This window comes from Streptococcus sp. FSL E2-3494, from assembly GCF_038007085.1.
Classification (GTDB): Bacteria; Bacillota; Bacilli; order Lactobacillales; family Streptococcaceae; genus Streptococcus; species Streptococcus thermophilus.
Genome location: NZ_JBBOWN010000001.1, coordinates 1,133,134 through 1,152,811 on the forward strand (window position 1 = coordinate 1,133,134; position 19,678 = coordinate 1,152,811).

Annotated in this window: 19 protein-coding genes and 2 pseudogenes; 6 read left to right on the plus strand and 15 right to left on the minus strand. The window is 38.3% G+C overall.

Annotated elements, in window-relative coordinates; genetic code table 11:
• The first annotated feature begins 4 nt into the window (after positions 1 to 4).
• Positions 5 to 193, plus strand: a complete 189-nt coding sequence (locus NST05_RS05890) for a twin-arginine translocase TatA/TatE family subunit (protein ID WP_002947363.1) — start codon at positions 5 to 7, stop codon at positions 191 to 193.
• A 138-nt stretch (positions 194 to 331) separates the two neighbouring features.
• Here NST05_RS05890 and NST05_RS05895 read toward each other — a convergent pair whose 3' ends face one another.
• Positions 332 to 430, minus strand: a complete 99-nt coding sequence (locus NST05_RS05895; RefSeq protein ID WP_080998447.1) for a type I toxin-antitoxin system Fst family toxin — start codon at positions 428 to 430, stop codon at positions 332 to 334.
• Positions 431 to 602: 172 nt separating this feature from the next.
• Positions 603 to 883 (minus strand): annotated as a pseudogene (locus tag NST05_RS05900) (transposase); the annotation flags it as partial.
• A 1-nt stretch (position 884) separates the two neighbouring features.
• Between NST05_RS05900 and NST05_RS05905 the strand changes: the two are divergent.
• From NST05_RS05905 to glgP, 3 genes and pseudogenes are all read left to right on the plus strand, one after another.
• Positions 885 to 1,298, plus strand: a pseudogene (locus NST05_RS05905) (substrate-binding domain-containing protein); the annotation flags it as partial.
• A gap of 196 nt (positions 1,299 to 1,494) precedes the next feature.
• Positions 1,495 to 3,003, plus strand: a complete 1,509-nt coding sequence (malQ, locus tag NST05_RS05910; protein ID WP_084828817.1) for a 4-alpha-glucanotransferase — start codon at positions 1,495 to 1,497, stop codon at positions 3,001 to 3,003.
• Between the two features lies 1 nt (position 3,004).
• Entirely contained in the window at positions 3,005 to 5,269 is a 2,265-nt protein-coding gene (gene glgP / locus NST05_RS05915; RefSeq protein WP_084828816.1) for a glycogen/starch/alpha-glucan family phosphorylase, read from the plus strand.
• A 105-nt stretch (positions 5,270 to 5,374) separates the two neighbouring features.
• Here glgP and NST05_RS05920 read toward each other — a convergent pair whose 3' ends face one another.
• Positions 5,375 to 5,815, minus strand: coding sequence for a hypothetical protein (locus NST05_RS05920; RefSeq protein WP_340742923.1), 441 nt, complete (start codon positions 5,813 to 5,815; stop codon positions 5,375 to 5,377).
• Between the two features lie 13 nt (positions 5,816 to 5,828).
• Positions 5,829 to 6,191 carry a hypothetical protein gene (locus NST05_RS05925; RefSeq protein ID WP_340742924.1) on the minus strand — a complete coding sequence of 121 codons (363 nt, stop codon included), beginning with the start codon at positions 6,189 to 6,191 and terminating at the stop codon, positions 5,829 to 5,831.
• Between the two features lie 437 nt (positions 6,192 to 6,628).
• Between NST05_RS05925 and NST05_RS05930 the strand changes: the two genes are divergently transcribed.
• Positions 6,629 to 7,618, plus strand: a complete 990-nt coding sequence (locus NST05_RS05930; RefSeq protein ID WP_084828815.1) for a lipoate--protein ligase — start codon at positions 6,629 to 6,631, stop codon at positions 7,616 to 7,618.
• Between the two features lie 224 nt (positions 7,619 to 7,842).
• Positions 7,843 to 8,913, plus strand: a complete 1,071-nt coding sequence (gene xerS, locus NST05_RS05935; RefSeq protein ID WP_014608300.1) for a tyrosine recombinase XerS — start codon at positions 7,843 to 7,845, stop codon at positions 8,911 to 8,913.
• A gap of 161 nt (positions 8,914 to 9,074) precedes the next feature.
• Here the strand turns inward: xerS and NST05_RS05940 are convergent, their stop codons facing one another.
• The 11 genes from NST05_RS05940 to NST05_RS05990 form a co-directional block, all read right to left on the minus strand.
• On the minus strand, positions 9,075 to 11,615 hold the full coding sequence (locus NST05_RS05940; protein WP_084828814.1) for a M1 family metallopeptidase: 2,541 nt from the start codon (positions 11,613 to 11,615) through the stop codon (positions 9,075 to 9,077).
• 133 nt (positions 11,616 to 11,748) lie between these two features.
• The gene (gene phoU / locus NST05_RS05945) at positions 11,749 to 12,402 is read right to left on the minus strand and encodes a phosphate signaling complex protein PhoU (protein WP_002950747.1); all 654 of its coding nucleotides are present in this window, start codon (positions 12,400 to 12,402) and stop codon (positions 11,749 to 11,751) included.
• 27 nt (positions 12,403 to 12,429) lie between these two features.
• Positions 12,430 to 13,188 (minus strand): phosphate ABC transporter ATP-binding protein PstB, encoded by a 759-nt coding sequence (gene pstB / locus NST05_RS05950; protein WP_011681133.1) that lies wholly within the window; start codon positions 13,186 to 13,188, stop codon positions 12,430 to 12,432.
• Positions 13,189 to 13,200: 12 nt separating this feature from the next.
• Positions 13,201 to 14,004 (minus strand): phosphate ABC transporter ATP-binding protein PstB, encoded by an 804-nt coding sequence (gene pstB / locus NST05_RS05955; protein ID WP_011681132.1) that lies wholly within the window; start codon positions 14,002 to 14,004, stop codon positions 13,201 to 13,203.
• A gap of 10 nt (positions 14,005 to 14,014) precedes the next feature.
• Complete coding sequence (pstA, locus tag NST05_RS05960) at positions 14,015 to 14,899, minus strand: phosphate ABC transporter permease PstA (RefSeq protein WP_084828813.1); 885 nt, start codon at positions 14,897 to 14,899, stop codon at positions 14,015 to 14,017.
• Positions 14,889 to 15,803, minus strand: a complete 915-nt coding sequence (gene pstC / locus NST05_RS05965; protein ID WP_011225969.1) for a phosphate ABC transporter permease subunit PstC — start codon at positions 15,801 to 15,803, stop codon at positions 14,889 to 14,891. The genes pstA and pstC overlap by 11 nt, the downstream gene beginning before the upstream one ends.
• A gap of 2 nt (positions 15,804 to 15,805) precedes the next feature.
• Positions 15,806 to 16,681, minus strand: a complete 876-nt coding sequence (locus NST05_RS05970) for a phosphate ABC transporter substrate-binding protein PstS family protein (protein WP_084828812.1) — start codon at positions 16,679 to 16,681, stop codon at positions 15,806 to 15,808.
• A gap of 124 nt (positions 16,682 to 16,805) precedes the next feature.
• The gene (locus tag NST05_RS05975; RefSeq protein ID WP_084828811.1) at positions 16,806 to 18,116 is read right to left on the minus strand and encodes an RsmF rRNA methyltransferase first C-terminal domain-containing protein; all 1,311 of its coding nucleotides are present in this window, start codon (positions 18,114 to 18,116) and stop codon (positions 16,806 to 16,808) included.
• Positions 18,117 to 18,197: 81 nt separating this feature from the next.
• A complete protein-coding gene (locus tag NST05_RS05980; protein ID WP_071417433.1) occupies positions 18,198 to 18,965 on the minus strand; it encodes an inositol monophosphatase family protein in 768 nt (255 codons plus the stop codon).
• Positions 18,955 to 19,236 carry a UPF0223 family protein gene (locus NST05_RS05985; protein WP_071417432.1) on the minus strand — a complete coding sequence of 94 codons (282 nt, stop codon included), beginning with the start codon at positions 19,234 to 19,236 and terminating at the stop codon, positions 18,955 to 18,957. The genes NST05_RS05980 and NST05_RS05985 overlap by 11 nt, the downstream gene beginning before the upstream one ends.
• Positions 19,229 to 19,642 carry a Spx/MgsR family RNA polymerase-binding regulatory protein gene (locus NST05_RS05990; protein WP_100273633.1) on the minus strand — a complete coding sequence of 138 codons (414 nt, stop codon included), beginning with the start codon at positions 19,640 to 19,642 and terminating at the stop codon, positions 19,229 to 19,231. The genes NST05_RS05985 and NST05_RS05990 overlap by 8 nt, the downstream gene beginning before the upstream one ends.
• Between the last annotated feature and the right edge of the window lie 36 nt (positions 19,643 to 19,678).

Sequence of the window (19,678 nt, forward strand, 5' to 3'; positions counted from 1 at the left end):
TCTCATGGGAATTCTACGTGATATCGGAGCTCCAGGACTTATCATCATTGTCCTAGGAGCCCTCCTCATCTTTGGTCCTAAACGCTTGCCAGAACTCGGTCAATCTATCGGTAAAATGCTAGCCGAATTTAAAGCAGCCGTAAATAAGACTGATCATGATAAAAAAGACGAAGAAGACAAAACTAAAGACTAGGGTCTCTACTTAGTGAACATCTTCAAGTTTCTTGACAATTCTAATCTTTTATGACATAATACACTTGTATTGAATAGTAAGTCTACATTATAGGCAAGAAAAGACCTCGGGCTAACCTCCAGATAAGCTCGGGTTTTTTTAGCAGTATCTATCCCTGTTTAGCCATTTGTCTACCAGACGAAGGATAATACTGACCACAATGGGGCCTATGATAGTTTTGAATAGTAAATCCATCATAGGCAATCTCACCTCCCTTCGTAGGCGGTTCCGAGGTGCCAAGGGATATTATATCCTAGTTTGATAGAGATATCTTTAATAACTGTAAGGAGGTAAACGTTAGAATGTATTGCGATCATAACAAAAAATCAGGGCTCTTTGTCAACTGTAGTGGGTGACGAAAAGCTAACATCTAGAGAGGACCGGATAGGTCCTTTTTTTATGTATGTTCAGTGTGATGAAGACACGCTTCTTAAAGTTGATAAAGTTTCTAAAACCGAAGCCCAAGCGTTTGATGTCTTTGATCAACTTATTAGTAGCTTCCAGTTTTGCGTTTAAATAGTCTGTTTCTAGTGCATTTTGGATGTATTGCTTGTGTCTAAGAAAAGTCCTAAAGACCGTTTGAAAATAGTGATTGACCTTGCTTCTATTTTCATCTATCAGGTCAAAGAACTCATCTACTCTCTTCTCCTGAATAGGTCAAGAACATTATCAAGGATATATTGAAGCGACTAACGAATTTAATTTAGAAACTTATCCAGAACTTGTTTTTTCATCTAGAGTCATTGATTCATTGATAGAGAGCTTGCAATCTTATCAACTGACTGCCTTAATAGTTAAAGATGACTTGATTGCCCTACGGTTCATACACTGGTTAAATAATCAGGGAATCAGAATTCCAGAAGCTTACGCCATTATCTCTTTCAATAATTCAATTTTTGCTGAAATCATGCACCCTTTCCTAACTACCTATGACATTAATATTAAAGAATTGGGTAAGGAAAGCGTCCAAAGGCTATTGGATCTTCTTAAAAATCCTCAAACTAAGGCACAGAAAATAACAGTTCCATTTAGACTCATTGAAAGAGAAAGTGTCTCAATGGGATAAAAAAGGTTTAAATGTTTACTTTTGGTTGGTAACTTTGGTTGGTAACTTAAGTTAGCAACCATTTTTTATTACCTAGACAATCGTTTTTCAGAAAATCGACAATCGTTTTTCAGAAAATCCAGAGCACTAATTTCTTGACACGTGCAACCGTTTGCATTATAATCGCTAGTGTAAAGAATAATTTGAGGTAAATTTTATGAACATACGAGCAAGCGGTGTTTTAATGCACATCACATCACTTCCAGGTGACTACGGAATCGGATCTTTTGGTCAAGCAGCCTACGACTTTGTTGATTTCTTGAAAGAAACAAAGCAAACATACTGGCAAATTTTGCCATTGACTACTACAAGTTATGGAGATTCACCTTACCAATCATTCTCAGCAATAGCGGGAAATACTCACTTTATCGATTTGGATTTCCTTATTCGTGACGGATTCCTGACTGAAGCAGATGTTGAAGGTTCTGATTTTGGTTCAGATCCAGAGTTTATCGACTACGCTAAAGTTTACGAAGCACGACGCCCACTTCTTGAAAAAGCAGTCAAAGCAATCTTGGCAGATGAAAACGAAGCTAAGAAGTTTGAAACTTTCAAAGCTGAAAATGCTAACTGGTTGGCAGATTATGCTGACTTCATGGCTATCAAAGAATACTTTGGTAACAAAGCCCTTCAAGATTGGGATGATAAAAAAGCGATTAAACGTGATGAAGCAACTCTTGAAAAGCTTCGCAAAGAACTTACTGGTGTTATCACATACCATCAAGTTGTGCAATACCTCTTCTTTAGCCAATGGGCAGAGTTGAAAGCCTATGCTAATAAGAACGGTATTCAAATTATTGGTGATATGCCAATCTACGTTTCAGCTGATAGTGTGGAAGTCTGGACTCAACCACACCTCTTCAAATTAGATGCTGAATGTAAGCCACGTTACATTGCCGGAGTTCCACCAGATAACTTCTCACCAACAGGACAACTTTGGGGGAATCCAATTTATGATTGGAATAAACACAAAGCAGAAAACTATGCTTGGTGGGTCTTCCGTATTCAAAAATCATTCAAACTTTTTGATTGCTTGCGTATCGACCACTTCAAAGGTTTCTCTGATTTCTGGGAAATTCCTGCTGGAGATGAAACTGCTGAAAATGGTAAATGGGTTCCAGGACCTGGTTATGACCTCTTCAAAGTGGTTAAAGAAGAGTTGGGTGATCTTAAGATTATTGCCGAAGACCTTGGTAATATTGATGATAAGACACGTAAACTTCTTGCAGACTGTGGTTACCCAGGAATGAAGATTCTTCACTTTGGTTTCTATGATACCACTGGTAACAGCATTTATGTTCCACACGCATACACACAACACTCAGTGGCTTACACTGGTACACATGATAATGAAGTTACTAATGGTTGGTATAATAACTTGACACAAGAGCAACGTGATTACACTGATGCTTATATCAACCGTCGTCAAGGTGAACCAATCACACGTGCCCTTCTTCGCACACTCTTCGCAACAGTAAGTAACACAGCTATTGTGACTATGCAAGATATTCTTGATAAAAATGAAAATAGCCGTAAAAACATCCCTAACACAGTTGGAGGAAACTGGAGATGGCGTATGCTTCCAGGTGAAATCACCGTTGATAAAAAAGAATTTTTGACTGATATTACAGAAAGATATAATCGAGGAAATCGAGGAAATAAATAAAATGTCTACATTTACAAATTACGTTGAAGCGAAAAATAAAAACCTTAAAGAACTTTCAAACGAAGAAATCTACTACCTTTTGTTAGAATTTGTAAAAGAAGCAGCTGCTTCAAAACCTAAAAATGATAGTAAACGTAAAGTTTACTACATCTCAGCTGAGTTCTTGATTGGTAAACTTTTGTCTAATAACTTGATTAACTTGGGTATCTATAAAGATGTGAAAGCTGAATTAGCTGCTGCCGGAAAATCAATCAGTGAAATCGAAGATATTGAACCAGAACCATCTCTTGGTAACGGTGGTTTGGGACGCTTGGCTGCATGTTTCATAGATTCTATGTCAACACTTGGCATTAACGGTGAAGGTGTCGGTCTTAAATACCACTGTGGTCTTTTCAAACAAGTCTTCAAAGATAACAAACAATATGCTGAACCAGATTACTGGATTGAAGATCAATCATGGTTGGTTCCAACTGACATCTCTTACGATGTCCCATTCAAAAACTTCACTTTGAAATCTCGTTTGGACCGTTTGGATGTCTTGGGTTACAAGAAAGAAACTAAGAACTACCTTAACCTCTTCGATATCAATGGTTTGGACTATGGTTTAATTGAAAAAGGAATCACTTTTGATCAAGATGAAATTCAAAAGAACTTGACACTCTTCCTTTACCCAGATGATTCAACTCGTAAAGGTGAGCTCTTGCGTATCTACCAACAATACTTCATGGTGTCAAACGCTGCTCAACTTTTGATTGACGAAGCTATCGAACGTGGTTCTAACCTTCACGATCTTCCAGATTACGCTTTCGTACAAATCAACGATACTCACCCATCAATGGTTATCCCTGAATTGATTCGTCTTTTGACAGAAAAACATGGATTTGAATTTGATGAAGCAGTAGCAATCGTGAGCAAAATGGTAGGTTACACAAACCACACTATCTTGGCTGAAGCTCTTGAAAAATGGCCTCTTGACTATCTTGAAGAAGTTGTTCCACACCTTGTTGTTATCATCAAGAAATTGGATGCCATCGTTCGTGGCAAATTCGATGATCCACGTGTTCAAATTATTGACGAACACAACCGTGTTCACATGGCCCGCATGGATATCCACTTCTCTACAAGCGTAAACGGTGTTGCAAAGCTTCACACAGAAATCCTTAAGACATCAGAGTTGAAACCTTTCTACGACCTTTACCCAGAACGTTTCAACAACAAAACAAACGGTATTTCATTCCGTCGTTGGTTGGAATTCGCTAACCAAGAACTTGCTGATTACATAAAAGAGTTAATTGGTGATGATTACCTTACTGATGCCACTCAATTGGAGAAATTAGCTGCCTTTGCAGATGATCCTGCAGTACACAAACGTTTGTCTCAAATCAAATATGATAACAAATTAGCTCTTAAACGTTATCTTAAATCCAATAAAGGTATTGATCTTGACGAAAATTCAATCATCGATACACAAATCAAACGTTTCCACGAATACAAACGTCAACAAATGAACGCTTTGTATGTCATCCACAAATACTTGGAAATCAAAAAAGGAAACCTTCCAAAACGTAAAATCACAATCATCTTTGGTGGTAAAGCAGCTCCTGCCTATGTTATTGCTCAAGACATCATTCACTTGATCTTATCACTTTCTGAACTCATTAATAATGATCCAAAAGTAAGCAAATACCTCAACGTCCACTTGGTTGAGAACTACAACGTAACAGTTGCTGAACACCTTATCCCAGCGACAGATATTTCAGAACAAATCTCATTGGCTTCTAAAGAAGCTTCAGGTACAGGTAACATGAAATTAATGCTTAATGGTGCCCTTACACTTGGTACAATGGATGGTGCCAACGTTGAGATCGCTGAATTGGTAGGACCAGAAAACATTTTCATATTCGGTAAAGACTCTGATACAATCATTGACCTTTATAAAAAAGAAGGTTACGTATCACGTGATTACTACGAAAATGATGCTAACATCAAAGCAGCTGTTGATTTTATCGTAAGCGAGGACCTTGTAAAAGTTGGGGATAAAGAACGTTTGGAACGTCTTTACAAAGAACTTATCTCTAAAGACTGGTTCATGACATTGATTGACTTGGCCGAATACATCGAGAAGAAAGAAGAAGTATACGCAGCTTACGAAGATCAAGATGCATGGAACAAGAAAGTTGTTTACAACATTGCTAAAGCAGGATTCTTCTCATCTGACCGTACAATCGAACAATATGACAAAGATATCTGGCACACAAAATATTAGCCTAGTTGCATAGAAGGAAAACAAGATCAGAAATGGTCTTGTTTTTTTGCATGAAAAAACACAGCCAATAGGATAATTAACCGTGTTTACATAAATAAGATTATGTTATTTCGCATGATAATTTAGTATATCATTAATATATGCTTTTTTATTTGATGAATCGTAAGTATTAGACTTAGAGTATTTTAGATAATGGATTTCGTCTTTTGTTGTTCTAGATTCTTCTTCTAGGTAAGAATCCGTAATAGTAATCTTAAAATTCTCGCTCTTACCTGTTAAATCAAGACTAAGTGGAAAATATGTAAATTCATCTGAGTAAAAGACCATCTTATAAAAATTATAGCCATCTCCTCTAAAATCATTTAAGCGAGGAAATGTTGTTATATTGTATCTTTCATCCCAAAGATTACCATATTCTCTAATATCGTAGTCATCGAAGAAGTCCTGAATTCTTTCTTTAGTTCTTTCTTTACTAGCATCATCCTTATCAAAGGTAACAAAGGGAAGCCTCCCAATCCCATATTGAAATGTCTCCTTCATTTCCATAGATAATATAACTTTAGATAATATAACTTTTCATTTTTTCTGACTTAGGATTTTTCAACTGAAAGTTGTATTCACTTACACCATCTTTTACAGCTCCAGTTTGATATAGGGTATCGCCAGGGACTATCAAAAAGAGAAAATCTCTTAGGTACAATTCGAAGTCGGTATCTATTGTTTTATCATGTAATCCAGGGAAACGCTGAATCATTTGTTTGTAATTCTCTGCATTAGAAAACCATTCTTTATCAAAGCCTAGACCGACTTCAAAAACTTTATAATCGAAATTGTTTTCATAACGTTCAGAATAGTTTTCAGTGGAAGTCACCTGTCCAAATGGTAAAGTCATATTGGTATTATCTGTAAAAGTGATATGCAAAAAAAAGCCTTCTCGGATCAATTCCTTTGTCAGTATAATGGCTGTCCTTATATGTAGAGAGATTATCAGGGAAATCGTCTTTTCCAAAGTGTAGAACTTCAATCTCTATATCTTTGACAATTTTCTTTTGAGGTTTTATCTTCTTGACCTTGTAATGATAAGCCTTGTAATAGTAATTGCTCTTATCATAGAGATAAGGTCTAAAAGCTCTATTGTAACCGTTAAAAAGAAGAAGACCTATACAAGCCATAAGAAGAAGCGCTAGTATGATTTTCAGTCTTTTACAATACCTACAAAACCTACAAAATTACTTTATCATCCCTAACTCCCATGTTTTTACTATTATATCATGAAAATAATTGCTCTCAAGCCATCTTCGTGTACTTTGTCACCGTTTTCCATTATAATATAGGTACCACATTACAAGAGGAGACATCATGAAATATATCGTAAACACATCAAATGATCCTGCCTATAATATTGCTTTGGAAGCCTATGCCTTTCGTGAATTGGTAGATGAAGATGAATTGTTCATTCTCTGGATTAACCGTCCAGCTATCATTGTTGGTAAACACCAAAATACCATTCAAGAGATTAACAAAGAATATACTGATGCTCATGATATTAAGGTCGTTCGTCGTTTATCTGGTGGTGGTGCTGTTTATCACGATTTGAACAACCTCAACTATACTATCATCTCAAATAAGGCAGATGAAGGCGCATTTGACTTTAAGACATTCTCTCAACCGGTAATCGCAACACTTGCTGATTTGGGCGTTAAGGCTGAATTTACTGGCCGTAACGATCTTGAGATCGATGGTAAAAAATTTTGCGGAAATGCCCAAGCCTACTATAAAGGTCGTATGATGCACCATGGTTGCTTACTCTTTGACGTTGATATGTCCGTTCTTGGTCAAGCCCTTAAAGTCAGCAAAGACAAAGTTGAATCTAAAGGCGTTAAGTCTGTACGTGCTCGTGTGACTAACATTGTAGACGAATTGCCAGAAAAATGCACTGTAAATGAATTCTCAGATAAGATCTTGGAAAAAATGAAAGAATTCTACCCAGAAATGACCGAATATGTCCTTTCTGAAGACGATTTGGCTAAGATTCAAGAGTCTTATGAGAAACAATTCAATACATGGGACTGGACATATGGCCAATCTCCAGAATACACGGTAGAACGTAATGTCCGTTACCCAGCTGGTAAGATTTCTACCTATGCAAATGTTGAAAATTCAATTATTAAATCTGTTAAGATTTACGGAGATTTCTTTGGTATTGGCGATGTATCTGATATTGAAGAACTTTTGGTCGGTGTACCTTACGAGTACGAATATGTCCTGGCAAAACTCAAAACCATTGACACAACGCTTTATTTCTCACGCATGACAACTGAGGAGGTTGCAAAAGCTATCGTAGCTTAATCATTGTTTAAAACAATCTGGTAAACTCCAGGTTGTTTTTGTATGCGTAAATTATTGTAGTTGATTAGTAAGTTTTTAATAGCATAGGACAGCAAACCTAAAAAGCCCATAAGAGAAGAACACCTCATAACATCTTTCCGAAAAACTGTAATTTTCTTGAAAGAAATATAAGGGTGTGATATACTTCTATTAAGTAATTTAAGTAATTATGGAGAATAAGATTAATGAAACGTGAACTCTTACTAGAAAAAATTGAAGAATACAAATCTCTTATGCCTTGGTTTGTTTTGGAGTATTATCAATCTAAACTATCGGTACCGTATTCTTTCACGACCTTATATGAATATCTCAAGGAATATAAACGCTTTTTTAACTGGTTAATTGACTCAGGTATTTCAGATGCTGATGATATTGCCTCAATTCATATCAAAACCTTGGAGAATCTAACTAAAAAAGATATGGAATCGTTTGTCCTCTATCTACGTGAACGTCCATCTTTAAATACCTATTCAAAGAAACAGGGTGTCTCTCAAACAACCATTAATCGTACGCTCTCAGCTCTATCTAGTCTCTATAAGTATTTAACTGAGGAGGTCGAGGGACCTGATGGTGAACCATATTTCTATCGTAACGTCATGAAAAAAATTTCGACTAAGAAAAAGAAAGAGACCTTGGCTGCACGTGCTGAGAATATCAAACAAAAACTTTTTCTAGGCGATGAAACCATGAAGTTCCTTGATTATGTAGAAAATGAATACGAAGTCAAACTCTCAAATCGTGCGAAATCTTCGTTTTATAAGAATAAAGAGCGAGATTTAGCCATCATTGCCCTGCTGCTGTCTTCAGGCGTTCGACTCTCTGAGGCTGTAAATCTGGACCTTAAAGATATCAATTTAAAAATGATGGTTATTGACGTTACTCGAAAAGGTGGTCAACGGGACTCGGTTAATATGGCGAGTTTTGCAAGACCCTATCTTGAAAACTATCTTAGCATACGTAATAAACGCTATAAGGCTGAAAAGCAAGATGTTGCTCTATTTTTAACAGAATATCGAGGCGTTCCCAACCGTATTGATGCTTCAAGTATCGAAAAAATGGTTGCTAAGTATTCTCAGGATTTCAAGATTCGTGTCACTCCCCACAAACTACGTCATACTTTGGCAACACGTCTTTATGATGCTACTAAGTCTCAAGTTTTAGTTAGTCATCAACTTGGTCATGCTTCCACTCAGGTCACTGATCTTTACACCCATATTGTAAATGATGAGCAAAAAAATGCTCTAGATAATTTATAATTAACCAATCAAAACCATTCCGATTTAGGTTGATTATTTTTATTATACATAAATTTAATTATGTGATGCTAATTTTATTTACGATTGTTAGCAGAACTAAAATTATGTAAATCATTGTGAATAAAAACAAACTCTCCTTCATGGAAAGCTTGTTTTTTATATTAATAATCTTTAAGAGCTGATTCAACCGCAGCTTTTTCTTTTTCAATTAAGTCTACGCGTGCAGCAATTGTTTTAATTCCCATCAAAATATTACGTTCCAAAGCTTTGTCACTTGTTTGTGGCTCGAAAAATGCAATATATTGGTCAAGACGTTCTTGATTTTTAAAGATTCCTGCTGGGATATTAACAAAACTATCAAAGCTCATATCGCCACCAAGAGCTGCTTTAATCCATTCCCAGTTTTCTTTAGCCCAGTCCCAAACGGTCTCTTGAGCAAAAGATTTGCTGAGGAAGTTCATATACCAGAGATACAAATCTTGCGGTTTAACAACGTTTTTATCTTTTAGCTGACCTAGTACGTAGTCAAGACCTTCTTGATTTTTAAGATATGAAAGTGCTTGGGTCAATTGACGACGGAAGTTACTGTCGTTTGTTGCCACGTATGCATTAATATACTCTTCAACAAGAGAAAGACTGTTTTCTTGTTTCATTTGGTTGATGAGGACAAGGCCACGGATACTTGCTGGAATGCTTTCTATGTTTTCTTTATGGGCTTGGAAAACATTTGCGGCTGCAAGAACTGTTGGTTGATAGTCTGCTTCAATCAAGTAGCTAAGAGCTGTTTGACGGACCATTTCATCTTCATCAGACTCCCCTTCTTTGGCATCGAAACCAAGGCGTTCAAAGTCATTTTGGAATTGACGACGTACCAAGGCTTTATAATGCACTTCGGCTTCTGTATCTTCATCGATAAAGCGTTTCAAACCAGCAAGGATTTGAGATTTAGCTTGAGAAATCAAGAAGCTTTCTTCTTTTTCGACAAGATCAAGAAGACCAACTAGGCTTGCATACGAGATACGTCCACTTTCCGCTAGAAGACGACGTTCTTGTAAGATTTGAAGTTTACTTACAGTATCAAGGTTTGCAAAATCTTCTAAGATATTGTCCAAGAGTTGTCCTTGATAGTCTGTGATGTAATGTGCTGTATTAGCTGTATTAAGACGGAGAACTCCATTATTTTCAGTAGCAAGCTGGCTATAATTTGGAATCTCAATACGCTCTTCTGAAAGTGTATCTGGAAGCCCATTCCAGTTTGTATTCAATGGAATCTCCCAAAGGCGCCCTTTGTCTTCATGTTCACCAATGAAGAATTGTTTTTGACTAAGGATAAGCGTATCATCAACAACTTCTGCACTAACCACTGGGTATCCTGGTTGCTCTAACCATGTGTCCATGAAGCTAGAGACATCCTTACCTGAAGCATCTGAAAGAGCATTCCAAAGGTCACGTCCAACAGTATTGTTATATTGGTGTTTTTCAAAGTAAGCTTTAAGCCCTTTGGCAAAGGCTTCATCACCTAACCAACGGCGGAGCATATGCATAAGACGGCTACCCTTGGCATAAACAATAGCACTATCAAAGAGGGTGTTAATCTCGTCTGGATGATTGACTTCCATGTGGACAGACTGTACGCCGTCTGTTGCGTCACGTTGAAGAGCATTAGGTACACCAGTTGTTTGGAAATCTTCAAAGATGTTCCAGCTTGGTTCAATAGCATTCACTGAAACATACTCCATCATGTTGGCGAAACTTTCGTTAAGCCATAAATCATCCCACCATTTCATGGTAACAAGGTTACCGAACCATTGGTGAGCTAATTCGTGAGCAACAACAAGGGCAACTTGTTGACGGCTTGCAGCTGAGCTATTTTCATCTACAAGGAGGTAAACTTCACGATAGGTAACAAGACCCCAGTTTTCCATGGCACCCGCTGAAAAGTCAGGAAGAGCAAGGTGGTATGATAATGGAATAGGATACTTGACTTGGAAGTAGTCTTCATAGAATTCGATGACACGAACGGCAATATCAAGAGCGAAGTCGACGCTATTTTCTGCTTGTGCAACTGTAGCGAAGACACCAACTTCAGTGCCATTTTTTGTTTTAGCTGTTTTACCATGAAGAGCACCGAAACCAAAGGCGAGAAGGTATGTAGACATGCGAGGTGTTGTCTCGAATGTCCAAACTCCAGTTTCTTCACGCAAATGGCTATTGATTTCTGGCATGTTTGACAAGGCAGTATCGCCCTCTTCAGCGTCAAATTTCAATGAAAGATCAAAAGTTGCTTTTGCTTCTGGTTCATCAACAGAAGGAAAAGCTTCACGGGCGAAATGAGATTCAAACTGTGTTGAAATAATTTCCTTCTTTTCACCATTGTAAGTGTAATATGATGGATAAATACCAGTCATATTATCTGTGATGCGGCCAGAAAATTCTATGAAAATTGTTAGAACCCCAGTTTCTGGAAGTTCAATATGAAAAGCCTCATTGGCATCATCCATTTGGAAGTTCAAGGATTCATTATCCAAGAGAACTGAATTAATGTTAAGGTCTTTTTGGTGAAGAGAGATGTGATTATCAATGGCTTCACCTGTAATGGCAACATTCCCTGTAAAGGTCTTTTCAGAACGATTAATGTCCAAGAAAAGATTGTAATTTTCAGGGATGAAACTTTCGATAAAACGAGCAACAGATGCTGTCATATATAAATACTCCTAATCTAACTTTTCGTATCGAAACAGACCGATATTTGTTTCGATATCAGGTACTTTAACAAAAGAAATGAGCCTGAATTATTCAATACAGGCTCATTATAACATAGATTTTAATCTTTGCCTATAATTCAATGATTTTTCCAGACTTGAGGTAGACAACCCATTCACAAAGATTACGGGCATAATCACCAATACGTTCTAGGTACACGAGTACTTGGATATACTCTTTGGCAGCAAATGCTGCATCTGGATTTTCGCGGACACCTTCTACTGTCATAGCTTGGATATCACGGAAATAATTATCAATAATCTCGTCTGAAGCTGCGATTTCATAAGCACGTTCTTCGTCACCATTCAAGTAAACTTCGAGAGCTTCTTCGACCATGTGGCGGACGGCTTTTCCCATTTTCTTGATTTCAGTTTCAATATCTGTCATTCTGCTTTCACCCTTAATACGGATGGTTGCTTTAGCGATGGCCACCGCATGGTCACCCATACGTTCGACGTCACTAGATGCTTTTAATGCAGTGATTACAGTACGTAAATCACTTGATACAGGTTGCTGGAGCGCAATAAGTTCAAGTGATTTTTTCTCAAGTTTGGTTTCGTAGTTATTGACGATTTCGTCGTTTTCGATAACTTCCTTGGCTAATTCAAGGTCATGACTAATAAAGGCACGCAGAGATTTTTTGAGCTGTGCAGCAACTTCAGTACCCATGGCATAAAATTGGTTGTGAAGCTTTTCTAATTCTTCTTCAAAGGGTGTTCGTAACATCATAATTGTTAATGACTCCGTCCTTTCTTAACCTAACTTACCGGTAATGTAATCTTCGGTTTCTTTGTGTTGTGGATTAAGGAACATGTCTTTAGTTGATGAATACTCAATAAGTTCTCCATCGAGGAAAAAGGCTGTTCGTTGAGATATACGGCTTGCCTGTTGCATAGAACGTGTGACAAGTAACAATGTATATTGATCTTTAAGCTTATAGAGTGTTTCTTCAATCTTACCAGCGGAAATAGGGTCTAGGGCAGATGTTGGTTCGTCAAGAAGAATCACCTTTGGTGAGGTGGCAAGTACCCGTGCAACACAAACTCGTTGTTGTTGCCCACCTGAAAGACCAAGTGCTGAGTCATGAAGTCGGTCCTTAACCTCCTCCCAGATTGAAGCTCCTTTTAGAGATTCTTCTACTGCTTTGTCAAGAACTGCCTTATCTTTGATACCATTGATACGAAGGCCATAGACTACGTTCTCATATATAGACATAGGGAAGGGATTGGGTTGTTGGAAGACCATACCAATTTCCTTACGGAGTTCAACAGTATCTGTTCGAGGACTGTAGACATTGTGGCCATTGTAGGAAACTGCACCAGTAACTGTGCATTCAGGGTTTAAGTCCCCCATTCTGTTGATAGAACGAAGCAAGGTTGATTTTCCTGATCCAGATGGCCCGATAAGGGCTGTGATTTCATTTGGATAGAAATCCATAGTCACATTATTAATGGCTTTTTTCTTATTGAAATACACCGATAAATCATTGATTGAAATGATTGGTTCAGTCATAAGTACTCCTTTCTATCCAAAGCGTCCTGATACATAGTCACTGGTTGACTGTAGAGCAGCATCTTGGAAGATTTTCTTGGTTTCATCATATTCGATAAGATCACCAAGGTAGAAAAATGCTGTATAATCACTGGCACGCGCCGCTTGTTGCATATTGTGTGTGACGATAATAATGGAATAATTTTCTTTCAGCTCAAACATGGTTTCTTCTAGCTGCATAGTAGCTACAGGATCTAATGAAGCTGCTGGCTCATCCATAAGAAGAATCTGTGGTTTAACGGCGATAGCCCTTGCGATACAAAGACGTTGTTGCTGACCACCAGAGAGTGTAAAAGCTGACTTATGAAGGTCATCTTTTACTTGTTCCCAAAGTCCCGCTTGCTTAAGTGATGTTTCAACAATCTCATCCAAAGTTTGCTTATCTTTCACACCATTACATTCATGGGCAAAGGTGATGTTTTTATAGATAGACTTGGCAAATGGGTTTGGACGTTGAAAGACCATCCCAATGTGTTTGCGCATTTCATAAACATTGATATTACTTGCATTGACATCAACTCCTTCATAAAGGATTTGTCCAGTAACCTTGGCAACATCAATAGTATCATTCATGCGGTTTAGGCTACGAAGAAAGGTTGATTTCCCACATCCTGAGGGACCGATGAGTGCAGTGATTTTATTTTTTTCGAATTGCATATCAATACCATTGATGGCTTCTTTTTGACCATAGTAGACATGCAAATCCTTGGTTTCAAGAGCGAGCTTCTTCTCTGGGAAGGTGATAATATGACGCTCGTCCCAATTGTATTTTGTCATGAAATCTCCTTTAAGCGGATGTTAATTTCTTATGGAGGTAAGCTCCTAAACGACGTGCACCAAAGTTGAAAATCAAGATGAAAATCATAAGCACTGCTGCTGAACCAGCAGACACTGCAGTGGCGTCAGGTGTCGTACCTTCTGAGTTGACCTTCCAGATGTGAACAGCAAGTGTCTCAGCTTGACGGAAAATTGATATTGGACTAGATATGCTAAGCGGATTCCAGTTGCTCCAGTTAAGCGCTGGTGCAGATTGTCCTGCTGTGTAAATAAGTGCTGCTGCTTCCCCAAAAATACGTCCAGAGGAAAGTACTATTCCAGTCACAATACCAGGCAAAGCTTCAGGAATGACAACGTGACATATAGTTTCCCATCTAGACAAGCCTAAGGCAAGTCCAGCTTCGCGTTGAGTGTGGTGAACTGTGCGTAAACTATCTTCAATGGTACGAGTCATTTGAGGCAAGTTAAAGACAGTCAATGCCAAGGCACCTGAAAGGATTGAAAATCCGTACTGGAATTGTACAACAAAAATTAAATAACCAAAGAGTCCGACCACCACTGAAGGCAGTGATGAAAGGATTTCAATACAGGTACGGACAAAGTTGCTGAGCCGGCCTTTTTTGGCATATTCTGATAGGAAGATACCAGCTCCCATTGAAAGAGGAACAGAAATAATTAAAGTAATAACCAACAGAAATAATGAATTGTATAGTTGAACTCCAATTCCTCCGCCAGCTTTGTGAGATGATGACATACTAGTCAAGAATGACCAACTGATGTGTGGAATCCCGCGAACCAAGATATAGAGAATCAAGGCTGCTAGGATTGTTACAATAATGCCAGCAATCACATAGAGCGTGCTGATAGCAATTTTATCGACTTTTTTAGCGTTCATAATTTCTCTTTCTCTCACGAGTGATAAATTTCACCAACATATTGAAACCAAGACTCATCAATAAGAGCACCAAGGCAAGTGACCAAAGGACATTATTTGAAACAGTTCCCATGACTGTATTTCCGATTCCCATAGTCAATACAGAGGTCAACGTTGCTGCTGGTGTCGTTAAAGACGTAGGAATAACTGCGGAATTTCCAACAACCATCTGAACGGCAAGAGCCTCACCAAAGGCACGGGCCATACCAAAGATAACGGCAGTGAAAATACCCGGTTTAGCCGCATTAAGTGTCACACGCCAAATTGTTTGCCAGCGAGTAGCTCCCATGGCAAGACTAGCTTCACGATAATGACGTGGCACTGCACGAAGTGCATCTGTTGTCATAAAGGTTACGGTTGGTAGAATCATGACGAATAAGACAAAGGTACCTGAAAGGATACCAAACCCTGTTCCACCAAAAATGAAGCGAACAAATGGAACCACGACTTGCAGACCAATGAATCCGTAAACAACAGATGGAATTCCTACTAAGAGTTCAATAGCGGGTTGTAGGAATTTAGCTCCCTTAGGAGAAATCTCAGTCATAAAGATAGCTGCACCAATGGCAAATGGCGTTGCAATCAAGGCTGAAAGTAAGGTAACCAAAAATGACCCTATAATCATTGGCAGAGCCCCGAATTTGCCTTCAGACGGTGACCAATCGCCACTAAAGAGAAACTCGACTAAGCTGACTTTATTAACAAAGAAAGTCGCCAAGCCTTTTTGAGCAACGAAAAGTAAAATCAATGCTACGATGAAAACAATCAAGGCCAAGCAAAGGAAAGTGATTGTTTTACCAAATTTCTCAAGGCGTGAATTTTTAGAGGGTGAAGTTAGTTGTTTCATCAATTTTTCATTTTTCATGATTACTCCTCACTCTTCTTTGTAACCTTGCCGTCAGCATCCTTAGTAACTTTCATAGTATGAATTGGAATGTATCCCATTTTTTTAACGATATTTTCTTGAACCTCGTCACTAATCATGTAGTCTAAAAATTGTTTGGTGTAGCTATTAGGTTTCCCTTTAGTATACATATGCTCGTAGGACCAAATAGGCCAATCGTTAGTCGCAACATTTTTCGCATTAGGTTCAAATCCATTTAGTTTCAATGTTTTAACTGAATCATCAAGGTAAGCAAATGATAGGTATGAAATAGCACCTGGTGTCTGAGCGACAATTGACTTAACCATTCCGTTAGAATCTTGCTCCTGGGTACGGATTGGTGATTTGCCATCCATAATCACAGCATCGAAAGTTGCGCGTGTTCCTGAGCTAGCTGCGCGGTTAATGATTGTAATTTCCAAATCCTGTCCACCAAGCTGTTTCCAGTTTGTGATTTTTCCAGTGAAGATTTTACGAAGTTGTTCTGTTGTCAAATTATCAACGGATACTTTCTGATTAGTGATAACTGCAATACCTGCAACTGCAACTTGAAAGTCTACGAGCTTACTGGCATCGATTCCAGATTTTTCCTCAGCGAAAAGGTCACTATTCCCAATTTCAACAGCACCTGATTGCACTTGGGAAAGTCCAGTACCAGAACCGCCCCCTTGGACGTTAACCACAATTTCAGGATTCTTTTCAGCGAAACCATATGATGCTGCTTCTACTAAGGGTTGAAGAGCCGTAGAACCAACTGCTGTAATGGACTGACCACGGTCAATCCAAGAGGCACAACCAGTTAAGACTAGCATGGCCATTGCCAGTGATAAAATCACTGCAAGGCCTTTTGTTTTTTTCATTTCTATCCTCCGATATGTTGTCACAAAATTTAACCAATGCCTTCAATATATACTGTTAAAAGACATTAAATTAATTATACCAAGTCTAGGTTAATTATGTCATGTTAAAGTTTGATTACAGGCTTCAAATATGGAATCTTAAACCCTTAGGATAGTAGTTTTTTAAAGTATTTCCAATAACCTTAGCAAAGCCAAATCCATTACCATCTACCAAAAGTTGATACCAACCGTTTTCTAACGTTTGGTCAAGTGTAACCACATTACCAGAGGCATACTGTGCAAATTGTCCTTGAGTTAACTCTATACTTGAGACTACTTCATCCGATGTTAAAGCAATTCCAAGTGCAAAACTTGGCTCAAAACGTTTTTTCTTGAAGATGCCAAGATGCAAGCCATTGCGTGCGATTTTAACTTTGGAAAGATCTGGTAGTCCCCTAGGAAGTAGATAGAGGTTGTCGCCAAAGACTTGTAGTAAACCGTCTAGAGGTAGCTTAAGGTGTTTTTTAACAAAATCATCCCAGAGCTGTTTTTGCTCCTTATTGAGGTTTGTTTTCCCCTCTTTGATGCATGACTGCTCAGGCATGCGCTTATCCTGGAATTTTGCCACAAACTGACCTTCCCCCTTGAAATGGTGTGGATACATTCGAGCCGTTTCTGGAAAATCAATCCCATCGCTCATCCCGTTCAATTTAGGGATTGCCACCAATTCAAGGTCAGGGTAATTCTCTAAAATCCAAGCAACAACACCTTCATTTTCCTCAGGAGACCAGGTACATGTTGAGTAAACTAATTGTCCTCCTGGGGCTAACATCTTCAAACCATCTGCTAGGATGTCCTTCTGCAATTGTGCCAGTTCACTAGGATAGTCCTTGTGCCAATACTGGATTGCATCAGGGTCCTTGCGAAACATTCCTTCTCCAGAACATGGTCCATCAAAGACAATCATATCAAAATAATTTTTAAAAACTTTGGCTAGTTTATCAGCTGACGTATTAGTCACAACAACATTTTTAGCACCAAATCGCTCAATATTCTCAACTAGAACCTTGCTACGTTTGAAATTGATTTCGTTGCTGACGAGTAAACCTGTATTATCCAGATAGCTTAGGAGATGCGTGGATTTTCCGCCTGGTGCTGCGGCTAAGTCTAGAACACGGCTTCCTTTTGATGGAGCTGCCACTTGAGCAACCATTTGAGCAGCTGGTTCTTGAGAATAAACTAAACCAGTCGCGTGGTCAGAAGATTTTCCTGAAATTTTACCGTAATGGCCCCAAGGTGTTCCAGGAATAGGATCAGGATAGTCCTTCTGCTGCTTTTTAAGAGGGTTAATGCGGTAGGCAGACACGGCTTCTTGATCAAAAGATGTAAAGAATTCCTCCGCTTCAGCACCAAGTAAGTCTTTATATTTTTCTATAAAATCTGATGGAAATTTCATAGTTTCCTTTCTATCAAAAAACTGGACCACCCAAGAGAACTTGCTATTCTGATTTGTCCAGAATAGTATATATTTTTAAAGTTAATTTTCTGAGTTAAGAATATCTCTGATTTCTTCAAGTCTATCTTTGGGAACAAGCATCACAGCTTGGCGACTAGAATAATCAAGTAGCTCTCCAGTAATGGTTTCAAGTTGGTAGTCCAATTTTTTTCCCATAATACTTGCTGCAGCATAATCCCATGGGTAAATAACTGAAAAGTAAGCTAAAATTTGACCAGAAAGGACCTTGGACATACTTAGACCAGCACCACCATACACTCGAACACCCAAAGTTTTGTCAATGAATCCTTTTATGCCATGGTAATTTTTAGCGTACATAGCAGCGTTACTACCTACTAGACAACGATCCAGAGGACGTCTCTTATATGGTGAAAGCAATTTATCGTTGCAGTATACGTCAAACTGACCCCCACCATAGAAAAGCTGATCAGCCATAACGTTGTATATTAGGCCAAATTTTCCCTGTCCCTTTTCGTAATAGGCAATCATGACACAGAAATTATCCTGTTGGACGATAAAATTGACTGTCCCATCAATAGGATCCAAGACCCAGACGTTTCCATCTTTGATATTATGAACCATGTTATTTTCTTCAGCCAAAATATTGTCTGTTGGGAAAGCTGATTTAATGCGTGCTACCAGTAAATCTTGCGTTTGTTTATCAATATTAGTTACTAAATCATCAAAAGCAGACTTTTCCTCTACCGTGATTGTTTTACTCAAACTTTTTTTAATAAACGCCCCAGCTTCCTTGATGATTTCTTTAGCAAAAACAAGTTTATTTTCCAAGTGTTACAAATCCTTTTTCTTTTGCTTTAGCAGCTCTGACAGCTTGGTAGGTTGAAAAACCGCTTGCTTCTTGGAAGGCCTTGTCTAGTTGCTTTTCAGGTGCTTTTCCTGGAACAACTGTTTTAAACGCCTTATAAGCCTCCAAGAGCTGATCACGGTCAACCTTACTCTCATATGCTTTTTCTACCTGACTCAAAAAATGAAGCACTGTGGTAATTTCCTCAGTGCTCCATGATGGATCGAGTGGGTAGGAATAATTTCCTTTAGTCATTATTACCCTTAATTTCAGCACTAATAGTCGCTTGACGCAATTCTTGCTTTCTATAGTCACGAGACAAAAAGGCACGAATCTCATCTTCGTTAAAACCAATTTGCATATGTTTGTTATCCATAATGATTGGTCGACGAAGAAGATTTGGATATTCAGAAATCAATTGAATGAGCTCCTCAATTGTCAAATTATCCACATCAATATTCAACTTCTGAAAGACTTTAGAACGAGTTGAAATGATATCTTCAGTACCATTTTCCGTATGAGACAAAATATTCATCAATTCATCGTGAGTTAATGGGCTCGTGATGATATTGCGTTCGTCAAAAGCAACTTCATGATTGATCAACCATGCTCGTGCCTTTCTACAGCTGGTGCAGCTAGGTGATAAAAATAAAATTACCATGCAAACACCCCTTTCATATTAACTTTCCAAAAATAT